Raw genomic sequence first — 13,078 nt, 5'->3', positions numbered from 1 at the left:
CAGACAGGATAGATTACCCTGCAATATCCAAAACAGCTTGTGTAATCAGCTTTAATGCTCGGACATTTATGGACTTTTTACTATATATTCTCTCAGGCGCGGCCGTCGGTCTTGCCGTAGGGCTGACAGGAGTCGGCGGCGGGTCACTGATGACCCCGCTTCTGTTACTGTTCGGTTTTCCACCGCATATCGCGATTGGTACCGACCTGTTGTATGCCTCTATTACCAAAGCCGGTGGTGTTATTTCCCATCACAAGCAAAAGACCGTGGACTGGAAAGTAACCGGTACACTGGCTGCTGGCAGTCTGCCGGTTGCTGCTGTAACCGTCTGGCTGCTGGCTAACTACTTCCCATCCCCGGAAAGCTATGCGGGCCTGTTGACCCATAGCCTGGGAGGGATGCTGATTCTCACTGCAGGTGTACTGTTACTTAAAGGCCGTATTCGTAAAATACACGATACCCGTGACGGCCCTGTGCGGCAATTTCTGGACAAACACAAGTACCGCTTTACCCTGATTATGGGTGCTTTGCTGGGGTTCTGCGTAACGTTGTCTTCTGTTGGGGCTGGCGCATTCGGTGCAGCCATTCTTCTGACACTGTTCCCGGCGTTAAGTGCCATCCGGATTATAGGTACTGACCTGGCTCATGCGGTTCCATTGACACTGATTGCAGGTCTGGGGCATATGATGCTGGGTAATGTGGATTATCAGTTATTGGGCGCTCTGTTAATTGGTTCTTTGCCTGCTATTTATCTGGGGACAAAACTCAGCTCCAGACTGCCAAACAGTGTATTGCAACCTATTCTGTCGAGTATGTTGTTAGGTCTTGGTATTAAGTACGCTTTTTTCTGATAACCGCTGTATCCTGAATAAAAAAAGATGCCCTGTTTTTCTTCTGATTGCTGATAAACCCTGTCTTTTGAGATAGGGTTTTTCCTGATCACCTCTGTCCTGATACGCAACAGCGATGCTTCAATTCACCATAGCCGGTATTGTCTGTTCCTGCCGATGATTCTTTGTAACGGAATCATCAGAGTGAAAATAACGGAAGAATTTTTGTTGGTGCTTTATACGATATGCACTATGTTGAATACATGATCTGAATAGATGGAATCTTCTGTTTATCCAGCTGGACAGCTTTTGAGTCTGTGCTGGTTTTTATACCTGAAATATCTTGTTCAGTGCCAGTTTAAGACGTTGATTCCTATAAATGATATGTTCCTAACTAATCCGCTCAGGTATTAGAATGCACGCTGGTACTATCATGAACTATGGAGAGATTATGAGTCAGGTTACAGGAACCGCTGGCTACGAGAGATTTGCCAGCCGGTTTGTTGAAAGCAGTCAATCTATGGACTTTCGGGTGGTATGCCAGGCGTTTATTGATTATCTGCCTGAGTTTCCTGCCCGCATTCTGGATGTTGGCGCTGGAGCTGGTCAGAATGCTGCAGCCCTGGCTGATATGGGATATAACGTCACTGCGATAGAACCCCTGGATATTTTTCTTACTGCTGCACAGACCGCATATAGTGATCAGGCGATTAACTGGCATCAGTGCCAGATGCCGGGGCTGGCATGTCTGGATGGAAAGGAAGCGTCATTTGATTTTATTCTGGCCGAAGGTGTCTGGCACCATCTGGATGAAACAGAGCGGCAGTCTACTGTTCTGCGTTTCGGTGAGCTATTAAGACCCGGTGGTCGGTGTGCTTTATCCCTGAGAAATGGCCCTATGGGCATGGGAAGCTGTGTTTATCCAACCGATGCTGATGAAACGATAGCGCAGTTTCTACGAGCAGGTTTTAAATGTATGATGCATCTGGAGCATTTTCCCGGCCTTATACAGGGTAAAGAAAATATTATCTGGTCCCGTGTTGTGCTGGAAAAATTATAGCGGTGACTCAGCAGCCCGCATCGTTGCTGTTTTACTTCTGATAAGTCGTCTTGGAGTGATGGCTCTGTATCCTGGCGTATAAGTCAGCATAAATTGCTGACTTTCAGGGCTTATCGACCTTACGTGTCAGCCGTGCCGATGGTGGTTGGCATGGTTCTCTTCTCTGTTTCAGTCCGGCTGTTCTGATTTAATCCGAATGTGTTACCGGTTTTGTGTGCTGCTATGACTCTTTTATTGCTTGTTCTGCCTGTATTTCTGGTCATTCTTCTGGGTGCTGTTCTTCGGTGGAGGTTTATTAAAGATGCCGGGTTCTGGAATCATCTTAGCCAGTTAACATACTGGGTGCTGTTTCCTGCATTTCTGTTTTATAAAACCTCTCAGGTACAAATTGGGCATCCGGGGATTATTGATTTTTCAATTGCGCTTCTGGCCGGTTTTTTGGCTGCGGTGGCTCTGGCCTGGATCTGGGGGAGAGTGTCGGGTATAGCGTCTGCTGCTCTTACCTCTGTTATTCAGGGAGCCGGGCGACATAATACTTTTATTCCTCTGGCGGTCAGTGCTCAGCTATTTGGCGCTAGTGGAGCCGCCACCGGAACGGTGGCAACGGCGGTGCTGGTGCCGTTTTCCAATGTCGTAATGGTTTTTATGATGTCTGTTCTGCTGGGGCAGAATAAGAAAAGCCTGTCTGCTATTCTGCTGGATACCGCCAGAAACCCGGTAATTATGTCAATGTCAGCTGGATTTCTGGTTAATGTACTGGGCATGAGTGGTGACCCTGTGCTCTATGAGTTAACTGGTCAGTTAGGGCAGGCTGCTTTGCCCATTGTGTTGTTATGCATTGGTGCCGGTTTACAATTCTCCGGTATGAGTCGTCAGCTGATGCCTGTTCTGATGGCTTGTACCGGAAAAATGCTGATATTCCCTCTGGTTACCTGGAGTGTTGCGTATCTCGCCGGATTGCCTGAAGAGTTTATTGTGATTGCGGTATTATTTGCGATAGCACCTACTTCGACGGCAGGCTACCCATTAGCTAAACAGATGGGAGGCGATGCTCCGCTGATCGCTTCCATTATTTCTGTTCAGACCCTGCTCGCAGTACTGGCTGTGCCTGTTGCAGTGGTTCTGCTGGGTTACCAGCTCTGAGCTGTGTATCAGGGGAATTCAGGTGCTATTCAGATGCTTCAGTGACACTTCTGTATTATCAACGACCTTGCGCATCACAAAGCTGGAATGCACTCCGGTGACGCCCGGAATCTGTGTGATGGTATTCAGCAGAAACTCCTGGTAGTACTCCATATCCGGTACGATCACCTTGACGGTGTAATCAGCGGATTGTCCTGTTACCAGATAGCACTCAACAACCTCCGGGCAGTTTTTAACGGTGTCATCAAAAGCTTTAAAGCGGTCCGGAGTGTGTCGGTCCAGAGCGATTTGTATATAGGCGGTGAGTTTCAGATCCAGTTTGGATTGATTCAGTCGGGCAACGTAGTGATCAATATAGCCTTCATCCTCCAGATGTTTTACCCGGCGGGAACAGGGAGAGGGTGACAGACCTACTTTTTCTGCCAGATCCTGATTACTGATGCTGCTGTCTTTCTGCAGCTCATCCAGAATGCGTTTATCGGTTCTGTCCAGTTTCACGGGAATACTCACTTATGTTTTTTATTAATATAGCGTTATATTTTTATGATGTGCAATTTTTTGTTGTAAATATATTTTTATGTGATTATTTATTGCGTAATTATGAGAAAAATACGCAATATTCGCAATTATTGTGCGCGGTGATTTCGTTATACTTATTTCCGCTGGCAGAGAACAGAGATTAGCCAGGGTGTCCCATAAGGAAACCTGTCTCTGTGCAGTATAGTGCTTCATAAGAGCCAGCTGATAAGGGCAGCGTATTTGCACCTGCCAGCATATTATTTTTGGTGTGATGATAAATAAGGAATTCACCGTGAACCGTTTTGACCATAAGAAATATCGCCCTTTCCCTGCGGTTAAAATTGAGAACCGTCAGTGGCCGGATAAAACCATCGATAAAGCACCGACCTGGTGCAGCGTTGACCTGCGTGATGGTAACCAGGCTCTGATTGACCCTATGACTGTAGAGCAGAAGAAGCGACTGTTTTCTTTACTGGTTAAACTGGGATTCAAAGAGATTGAAGTCGGTTTCCCTGCCGCATCTCAGCCGGACTTTGATTTTGTCCGGGCACTGATTGATGAAAATATGATCCCGGATGACGTCACCGTACAGGTACTGACGCAGGCCCGTGAGCATCTGATTGATCGTACGATTGAAGCGTTGCAGGGTGTGAAAAAAGCGATTGTTCACGTGTATAACTCAACATCGACAGTACAGCGTGAGCAGGTTTTCTGCATGGAGCGCGAACAGATTGTTGATATTGCTGTGTCCGGCGTACGTATGGTGAAAGAGCGTGTATGTCATCACACCGACACGGAATGGCGTCTGGAATATTCGCCGGAAAGCTTTACCGGTACTGAGCTGGATTTTGCCGTTGAGATCTGTAACGCCGTGGTCCAGGAATGGGGGCCGAGTCAGGATAATAAGATTATTCTGAATCTGCCTGCTACCGTTGAAATGTCGACACCAAATATTTTTGCCGATCAGATCGAGTGGTTCTGTGGTGAAATTAAACACCGGGATTGCATCGAGATCAGTCTGCATACTCATAATGACCGGGGCTGTGCCGTTGCGGCTGCTGAGCTGGGTGTTATGGCGGGCGCGGATCGTATTGAAGGCACTCTGATGGGCAATGGTGAGCGTACCGGTAATATGGATATCATCACTATGGCTATGAATCTGTACAGCCAGGGGGTAGACCCACAACTGGATCTGTCTGGTGCTGAAGAAATTGTTGAGGTGGTTGAGGCCTGTACCAACATTCCGGTGAATCCTCGCCATCCTTATATTGGTGAACTGGTATACACCGCATTTTCTGGTAGCCACCAGGATGCGATTAAGAAATGTCTGAATCGCTATGATGAAGGTGATCACTGGAATATTGCGTATCTGCCGATTGATCCTCGTGACCTGGGCAGAAGTTACGAAGCTGTGATTCGCATTAACAGCCAGTCTGGTAAAGGTGGTGTGGCCTATATTCTGGAAAGTGAGTATGGGCTGGTACTGCCTCGCTGGATGCAGGTCGAATTTGCGAAGAAAGTGCAGGCCAGAACTGAGAATGAATCCCGTGAGTTGAAATCTGCAGAGATCTGGGAAACCTTTAATCAGGCATACCTGGACAATCCGGAGTGTGCGACCCTGGTCAGTTACAAGCTGGAGCGTAGCGACAAAGATTATCTGACTGCTGTGATCCGTCAGAACGGTCAGGAGCAGGAGATTTCCGGTGAAGGCAATGGTGCTATTCATGCTCTGACTCAGGCGTTACAGGCTGAGCTGGGTGATGCTGTAGAAGTGAATGAATACAGCGAGCACGCCCTGTCATCTGGCAGTGATGCGAAAGCAGTTACTTATATCAAGGCTCAGGTCGCAGGTCAGCCGCATTACGGAGTATCGGTCAGTGAAGATACTGTTGCAGCAAACCTGAATGCAGTACTGGCAGCCGTGAGTCCGGTGCTGGCCGCTCGGGCAACAGAGGCCGCGTAAAAGTAAAAGTCTTATCTCTGAGCTTATGAAAAAATTTGTTTAAGCCGTCCCGCTTAAGCCCATTGTCCGTAACCTGAATACGAGCAGGTTACGGACTTTTCTTGTTTATGGCCAGGGGGGATGTATTTTCGGCTTTTTCTTATTTCCCTGCTTTTCTTCTGGGGATTTTGGCATAAACGGGTATCTGTAATTAATCAATTGTGTTAAATTTCTGGGCCTTTTTGGGCAATATGACCATAAAGTCATCAGAATAATCTACAGTCGGTCAAGGATCAGCCATTATGTACACCGTTATTTTTAAAGCCGAAATTAAACGTGTGGATGCAGAGTACGATATGACAGCCGTCAGAATTCGTGAGCTGGCAATCAATGAGTTTGGCTGTAAGCAATATACCTCAGTCAGTGAAGGCGACACTGAAATTTTTATCTCTCACTGGGAGTCCCGAGAGCAGATTGAAGCCTTTCAGCAACATCCGGTTTATGTTGCGGCTCATGACCGGGCACGTAAGCGCTGGTATAAGCGTTATGATGTGCAGATTCTGGAACTGCTGGAAGAATTCAGCTCAGATCTGAGCGACGACTGATCCTGTTTTTTCTGTCAGAATTTCATTGGACGTATCGAAACAACTGTCTCTATGCTGTTTTAAAAGCTCCTTAAACTAACCATACCTGTATTTTATTATGTATTGACTTGTATCCGATGAGGGTAAGATGTGTGCAATACACTTGGAAAAAAGCATAGAGCAGTATCTGGGCGACGGAAGCCAGAGCATCCTGCTGTTAACAGTGAACCTGTTCAGTCAGAACCAGAGATTGTTCCGGATGCCCCTATGCTTGTTTTTGAAGCAGAGCATGGAGGCATCCGTGCCCGGTTAAAAAAGCTATTCGGTCTGTTCTGGCTGGTCCAGGATGATTAACAGCTATCTGCTTCTTTCACTTTTCGGTTCCACAGAGCTATTTTTTCAGCTGACGGTTTGTTTTGTGTGTGGCTTGTGCCGTTATAGGGTCTTCTGGCCAGGGATGTTTCGGGTAGCGCCCCCTCATCTCCTTACGTACTTCCGGATAGACATCCCGCCAGAAGGTTGGCAGGCTGGCAGTCACTGCTAAAGGCCTTCCCGCTGGTGATAGCAGGCTGATATTCACTTCGCTGTTCAGGATATTGCCAACGTCATGGGTGCCGAACATTTCCTGCAGTTTTACATGCATCACTGGTCGGTGTTCACTGTAATCCAGACGCACTCTGCGTCCACTGGCAGCGGTAAAATATTCCGGTACTGACTGAGTCAGTTGCTGTTGTTTATCCCAGCTCAGCAGTGACACTAATATCTGTGTTGTGGGGAGCTGTTGCCATTTTTTCTGGCTGCTGACATCGTTAAGATAAGGGGCAAGCCACGCCTGTGCAGTTTGTTTCAGGGTATCTTCACTAACATCAGGCCAGTGCTCTGGCTGCTGACGATAAGCAAATTGCAGACGCTGGTAGAGAGCATCGCAGTGCTCATCCCAGGGCAATGCTTTCAGTCCGCCCTGTATAAAACGTTCAAGACCTGCTTGTATACAAAGCTCGGCGGATAGTGACTGGCCGGGCTTCTGACTGAGTTCCAGTCTTTCCAATGTGGTTGTCTCATGATTCAGCAGGCGGTTATCCTGCCATTGGCAGTGACTGCTTGTGGAAATCAGGTGTTCCAGTGTCCGGAATATGATGCTTTCTTCAACCGGCAGCCATAAAGTTATTTTATCCCGCTCCTGATCGGTGCGGGAGCGGGTTTGCAAGACCAGTAACCAGTGATGATCAACAGCCTGTGATAGTTCAGCCTGCCGGCCATTAGCCAGTTTAAACAGGGTTTTACCATTTGATGGTGTTGCAGATTGTCGGGCAACCTGCAATGGGAATGCACTGATCAGAGCTGCCTGTAACGCTTTTTGTGCCTGTGGCTGTTCCATTGTTTGTATCAGATCAGCAGAGGATATTTTGCCAGAGGCGCTGGCAGAGCGGGTCAGCTGACTGACTGTTCGGCGGCATCGCTGATGCAGTGGCAGTCCGGGTTGCGAGATTATCATCTCCAGTGCCGTCAGCAGATCAGAACCGTCTGTTTTACTCTGCTCCTGGAGCATCGCAATCAGCCAGGCGGCATGGTGCTGTGGCACCTGTTCAGAGTCTGACAGCCTGAGCCAGGCTTTTGCCAGATGAGCGGGCAATGGCAACCGGGCTGCTTGTTGACCATCTTTGGTGAGCTGATACTGATGCCCTTCTTTTTCAATCAGTCTCAAGCGACTGAGCTGAGTCAGGGCGCTTTGCCAGCGAGTCTGCTCTGGCGGCGTAATCCAGTCGAATTCCTGATAATCATCGCTGCCCCACTGAATCAGCTGAAAACTGATCGGGCTGAGATCCTGACGACTAATTTCAGGTTCTGACTGACTGGCCAGCAACGGATGCTGCTCTTCACTCCAGCAACGAAACACATGGCCTGTCTGGGTACGGCCCGCCCGCCCGGCACGTTGTCTGGCTTCTGCCTGAGTGACGGAGCGGGTATGAAGCTGGCTCAGACCCGTTTTTTTATCGAAGCGGGCTTCACGGGCCAGTCCACTGTCCACAACCAGAGTGATGCCTTCGATGGTCAGACTGGTTTCTGCAATGGAGGTTGCCAGAATAATGCGTCTTTGTGTTGATGGTGATAGTGCCTGTTGTTGCTCTGTCAGTTTCTGCTGACCATGCAGGGCACGTAAAGTGTATCCCTGCCGGTTACAAAAAGGTTCCAGCGCCGAGCGTGTTTTCTCAATCTCATAAATACCCGGCAGAAAGCAGAGCAGGTCACCATCATGGTAAGTCAGTGCGTGTTCACATAGTTCAGGAACCTTATCCAGTCGCTCAGACAGGCGGGTACTGTTTTTCAGGTAATGATGTTCGATAGGAAAGGTTCTGCCAGAGCAGAAAATTACATCAGTGGCCAGAGCCTGTTCCAGTTCATCTCTGGCCAGAGTGGCTGACATAATCAGAATCCGGACCGGGTTGTCTTCCCGGTATAACAGATTCATCTGACGTAGCATGGCCAGGATCAGATCGCTTTCTATGGTGCGTTCGTGAAACTCATCCAGAATAACCAGCTCAATACCTTCCAGTAATGGGTCGCTCTGTAGCATACGTAGCAGTACACCGGTGGTGATAATCTCAACCCGTGTCCCAGCACTGACACAGGTATCGCCTTTTACCCGATAACCTATGGTGTTTCCGATTTTTTCCTGCAGCAGTTCAGCCATATAGCCGGCTGAGGCCTGAGCAGCAATCCTTCTGGGGGCTGTCATGAGAATACGGCTGTCAGCAAACAGAGTTTGTTGCTGGAGCCAGACGGGGACCCGAGTTGTTTTACCTGCACCAGGCTCGGCACTGAGCAGAGTGATCTCCTGTTCTTTCAACTGCTCCAGCAGATCGGGCAGGCGTTCATAGATTGGTAGTGACGATGTCATGGCAAGTACGGGCTCTGAAAATCAGGTGAAGAAGCGGAAAGATACAGGTAAAAGAAACACTGAACCAGTGTTGAAAGTATCCTCAGAGTATCAGATCGCTATCATTTTGCAGTGGATGGTCTTGATATATGGCAGAAACAGAGTGATGGATAGCCCGTTTTTTGCATCTGGTTGTTTTTATATTTCTAAATATTATTAGAAAAGTGTTTTTTATTTCTTATAATTGCGCGCCTTTAAACTTTAGTCGATATTTTCAGGTGTGTTAAATGAAAAACTCTCCTGTAGCCCTGCTACCCATATTGTTATTTCTGAGTTTGTTTATTGGTAGCGGGCTGTTTTATCAGTCGCAGGGAACTGATTTTGCTTTCTATCAAATTTCAGCTCCGGTAGCGATTTTGCCAGCCATCGCTCTGGCACTGTTTCTCAATCTGGGGGGACTGAAAAACAAACACCTGAATGAGCGGATCAATACCTTTGTTCAGGGAGTGGGTGATAACACCATTATTACTATGGTGCTGGTTTATTTGCTGGCAGGTGCTTTTGCCAGCGTAGCAAAGTCTGTTGGTGGCGTTGATGCTGTTGTTAATCTGGGGTTAAGTGTGATTCCGGCTCAGTGGGTGTTACCCGGGTTATTTGTGATTGCAGGGTTTATTGCAACGGCTATGGGAACCTCTATGGGGACTATTGCAGCGATTGCCCCTGTTGCCATTGGATTAACAGAAGCGACTGATTTACCTGTACTGGCAACAATGGGCGCTGTAATAGGTGGTGCCATGTTTGGCGATAATCTGTCCATTATTTCTGATACAACGATTGCTGCAACCCGAACTCAGGGTTGTAATATGCGCGATAAATTTCGTTTAAATCTGCGTATTGCCTTACCAGCAGCATTACTAACGATTATCTGGCTGTATTTTCAAGGGCAGAGTGTACAAGTGCCCCCCCCCCGGTGATTACGATCTTATTGCGCTACTCCCGTACCTATTGGTACTTATACTGGCCATCACTGGTATGAATGTCATGCTGGTTTTATTTACCGGTATTCTGGCTGCAGGTTTGATTGGTTTAATCCAGCCCGGTGACTATTCTCTGGCGAACTGGTCCAAAGATATTTATAACGGTTATACCAGTATGCAGGAAATACTGATTCTGTCACTGCTGATTGGTGGGCTGGGAGCTTTAATGAAGGCTCATGGAGGACTGGAATGGCTGGCTTATAAAATTAGCTCTTTCAGTCAGAAAGGCTCTGCCAGAGCAGGAGAGATCAGTATCAGCTTATCTGTTGTATTAACCAATCTTTGTACTGCGAATAATACCGTCGCTATTGTGATTTCCGGAGGGCTGGCTAAAGAGATTGCACAACGTTACGGCGTTGATCCCCGACGAAGTGCCAGTCTGATGGATATTGTTTCCTGTGTGGTACAGGGCATTATCCCATGGGGCGCGCAAATGTTGTTAGCGGCATCCATTGCCAGCATTTCACCATTAGAATTGGTCTCTTCTGTTCAGTATTGCTGGCTATTAGCTTTAGTGGCTGTTTTATCTATTAGTACAGGATATCCTTCACTCGCGCGTACCCGCTGATGTTTTATCCTGGATAAAGTTGCAATACTCTGAGTATGTCTGACACAGATATGAGTCTGTGTGGGCTATGTTATTAAGATGTTCTGCCAGTGTAATCCGGCAGAACATTTTTTTAACAGGATTAATTTGTTCGTTTAATAAAGATGGATTACAGTAACATTAAGGCCGGACGTTCTGATCATAATAATGTTACTAAAGATCAGAGAGTTATAGATAATCCGGGGTGATACATCTGTCAGGCCTGTGGACTGACAAAAGACCTGTGGAGAGGCTTAATGCCTGCATCACTGTTTAACGGTATTTTTCGGAAAAATACCGTCCTGACCTCTATTGTTCTGTTAGCGACGCTTAGCAGTGGTTATGTATTATCTGCTGAAGATGCTGCTGCGAAATCCGATACGAAAACAACCTCTGCGACTTCTGATAAAAAACAGACTGAACAGCTTGAACAGCAACGTAAGCTTTATCAGCAGGCGATGGCTGCGATCAAAAAGAAAAAACTGGCAGACGCTAAACGTATTTATCCTCTTCTGGAGGGCTACCCTCTGCAGGTTTATCTGCAGACTGAGATTTATTCTCTTGATCTTAACAATATTTCTGCCGAAGAGATTGATCGCTTTATTCTGGAGAATAAGCAACTGCCGCCTGTTTCTCGCCTGCAGCAACGCTGGTTATCTTCTCTTGCTGCCAGAAAAGACTGGAGCGGTTATCTCAAGGCTTATCAGTCATACCCGGTCAGAGGTAACCATTATCGTTGTCTGAATCTTAAAGCAGCATTGAATTCTCTGAAGAAGAAACAAAAGATTCCGGATGATCTGATGCGGGACATCAGCGGTATGTGGCAGCAGGGGTATTCTCAGCCTGACAGCTGTAACTCTGTTTTTAAACGCTGGCTAACGGCAGGCGGTATGAATTCACAGTTGGCTGAGACCCGTTTCTGGAATGCAGTGGAAGAGCGGGATTTTAAACTGGCCCGTTATGCTCAGACATTTATTAAGGACAGGAAAGCTCAGCAGGATGCTGAGATGTTCTGGAAAGTACGTACCAACCCGGCCCGTTATCTTAAAAAAGGTGTCTTTGAAAAAGAGAATTCCCACCATAACATCATAGTGACTTATGCTGTGCGGCGTATGGCAGGTAAACAGCTGGAAGAAGCAGCAAGACGCTGGTTGATTGTCAGAGAAGATGTCACCATGAGTGATAGTCGGCTGAAATCTCTGAATGAGTACTTTGGTATTCGGCTTTCAGCCAACTTTGTTAAAGATGCTGATCTTCTTACTGCTCAGCTGGACCCGGAGTTTCTGTATCCGGAGGTAACTGAATGGCGTATTCGGCTGGCACTGGCGGCACAGAACTGGCAGCTGGTATCTGATTGTATTGATCGTCTGCCTGACGAGCTGAAGATGTCCAGTCGTTGGGCATACTGGCAGGCTGTTGCAGCACAGCATCTGACTGGCAGTAATCAGACACTGTCATTTGCCAGAATTGCAAAAGACAGAAGCTATTATGGCTTCCTGGCTTCTGACCAGCTGGGCGTTAAGTTCACTATGAACTATGAAAAGGCGAATATACCGGAAAAAATCCGTCAGGACGTTGCTGGTCATGATGCTGTGCTGCGTATGAAGGAGCTGATACATCATAATCATATGTATTATGCCAGGGCGGAATGGAGCCGACTTTTTAAGACTCTGGATCTGAATGGTAAGCATGCTCTTGCGTACCTGGCCGATGAATGGAAGTGGCACTCTGTAGCGATCTATGGCGCTGCGAAGATACGAAAATGGAATGACCTGGATATTCGCTTCCCTGTACAGTATTTCGGGCTGTATCAGAAACATACCGAGAAAAGCGGTATTCCTCTGAACTGGGCGCTGTCTATTACCCGTAAAGAAAGCGCATTTAACCCTGTGGCTCAATCTGGCGTGGGGGCCAGGGGGTTGATGCAATTGATGCCTCGTACGGCTCGCAGTGTAGCGAAACGTATTAAGCAGCCCTATAAAGGAAAACAGCAACTGTATAACCCGGATATAAATATTGCGTTGGGCACAGCTTACCTGGCTCAGATGAAAGAACGCTTCGGCAGCCGGATTTATGCCACTGCCGCTTATAATGCCGGTCCACACCGGGTGAAAAAGTGGCTGGCTGAAAGAGGTGATCTGCCTCTTGATATCTGGATTGAAGTCATTCCATTTAAAGAGACTCGTAGCTACGTACAAAGCGTGCTTGAATTCGGGGTTGTCTATGATGTGTTATCCAGTCGTGAACCTCACTTTATGCTGAAAGAAGAGCAACAGATGCTGGTGCTTAGTCAGTTACAGCTGGCAGAAGAACAGACGCCTGAAGCGCTATAGCCTATTGCTCGTATTGACTTGAATCCAAAAGAGACTTTTCTTGTACTCTGTTGTCAAAAGCCCGGTATCTCTGATATCGGGCTTTTTGATTTTTAGTCGGATAAGCTGATAACAATGGCGTATTGCCAGGTGTTTGATGGTTTTGAGTTTTAAAATATGAGGCAGG

The 13,078-nt window shown here is 47.3% G+C and carries 11 protein-coding genes; 9 read left to right on the top strand and 2 right to left on the bottom strand.

The window, feature by feature from the left end; all coding sequences use genetic code 11:
* Positions 1-68: 68 nt before the first annotated feature.
* From H4O21_RS13710 to H4O21_RS13700, 3 genes are all read left to right on the top strand, one after another.
* The gene (locus H4O21_RS13710; RefSeq protein WP_182809438.1) at positions 69-851 is read left to right on the top strand and encodes a sulfite exporter TauE/SafE family protein; all 783 of its coding nucleotides are present in this window, start codon (positions 69-71) and stop codon (positions 849-851) included.
* A 394-nt stretch (positions 852-1,245) separates the two neighbouring features.
* On the top strand, positions 1,246-1,890 hold the full coding sequence (locus H4O21_RS13705; protein WP_182809437.1) for a class I SAM-dependent methyltransferase: 645 nt from the start codon (positions 1,246-1,248) through the stop codon (positions 1,888-1,890).
* Between the two features lie 222 nt (positions 1,891-2,112).
* On the top strand, positions 2,113-3,033 hold the full coding sequence (locus H4O21_RS13700) for an AEC family transporter (RefSeq protein ID WP_182809436.1): 921 nt from the start codon (positions 2,113-2,115) through the stop codon (positions 3,031-3,033).
* A gap of 18 nt (positions 3,034-3,051) precedes the next feature.
* Here H4O21_RS13700 and H4O21_RS13695 read toward each other — a convergent pair whose 3' ends face one another.
* The gene (locus H4O21_RS13695) at positions 3,052-3,531 is read right to left on the bottom strand and encodes an Lrp/AsnC family transcriptional regulator (protein ID WP_182809435.1); all 480 of its coding nucleotides are present in this window, start codon (positions 3,529-3,531) and stop codon (positions 3,052-3,054) included.
* A 313-nt stretch (positions 3,532-3,844) separates the two neighbouring features.
* Between H4O21_RS13695 and leuA the strand changes: the two genes are divergently transcribed.
* From leuA to H4O21_RS13680, 3 genes are all read left to right on the top strand, one after another.
* Positions 3,845-5,515, top strand: coding sequence for a 2-isopropylmalate synthase (gene leuA, locus H4O21_RS13690; protein WP_182809434.1), 1,671 nt, complete (start codon positions 3,845-3,847; stop codon positions 5,513-5,515).
* A 281-nt stretch (positions 5,516-5,796) separates the two neighbouring features.
* Positions 5,797-6,099 carry an antibiotic biosynthesis monooxygenase family protein gene (locus H4O21_RS13685; protein ID WP_182809433.1) on the top strand — a complete coding sequence of 101 codons (303 nt, stop codon included), beginning with the start codon at positions 5,797-5,799 and terminating at the stop codon, positions 6,097-6,099.
* Positions 6,100-6,228: 129 nt separating this feature from the next.
* Entirely contained in the window at positions 6,229-6,432 is a 204-nt protein-coding gene (locus tag H4O21_RS13680; protein ID WP_182809432.1) for a hypothetical protein, read from the top strand.
* Positions 6,433-6,469: 37 nt separating this feature from the next.
* Here H4O21_RS13680 and hrpB read toward each other — a convergent pair whose 3' ends face one another.
* Positions 6,470-8,977, bottom strand: coding sequence for an ATP-dependent helicase HrpB (gene hrpB / locus H4O21_RS13675; RefSeq protein WP_182809431.1), 2,508 nt, complete (start codon positions 8,975-8,977; stop codon positions 6,470-6,472).
* A gap of 266 nt (positions 8,978-9,243) precedes the next feature.
* On the opposite strand from hrpB, the gene H4O21_RS27815 reads away from it, so the two are divergent.
* The 3 genes from H4O21_RS27815 (at position 9,244) to H4O21_RS13665 (ending at position 12,912) form a co-directional block, all read left to right on the top strand.
* Positions 9,244-9,930 carry a Na+/H+ antiporter NhaC family protein gene (locus tag H4O21_RS27815; RefSeq protein WP_306667888.1) on the top strand — a complete coding sequence of 229 codons (687 nt, stop codon included), beginning with the start codon at positions 9,244-9,246 and terminating at the stop codon, positions 9,928-9,930.
* A 67-nt stretch (positions 9,931-9,997) separates the two neighbouring features.
* On the top strand, positions 9,998-10,561 hold the full coding sequence (locus H4O21_RS27810) for a Na+/H+ antiporter NhaC family protein (RefSeq protein ID WP_306667887.1): 564 nt from the start codon (positions 9,998-10,000) through the stop codon (positions 10,559-10,561).
* Between the two features lie 275 nt (positions 10,562-10,836).
* The gene (locus tag H4O21_RS13665; RefSeq protein ID WP_182809430.1) at positions 10,837-12,912 is read left to right on the top strand and encodes a transglycosylase SLT domain-containing protein; all 2,076 of its coding nucleotides are present in this window, start codon (positions 10,837-10,839) and stop codon (positions 12,910-12,912) included.
* Positions 12,913-13,078 lie beyond the last annotated feature (166 nt).

The organism is Oceanospirillum sediminis, assembly GCF_014164585.1.
GTDB classification, from domain to species: Bacteria; Pseudomonadota; Gammaproteobacteria; order Pseudomonadales; family Halomonadaceae; genus Oceanospirillum; species Oceanospirillum sediminis.
The sequence above is the reverse complement of the archived record's forward strand: the minus strand, read 5'-3'. Positions and strand labels throughout refer to the sequence as shown.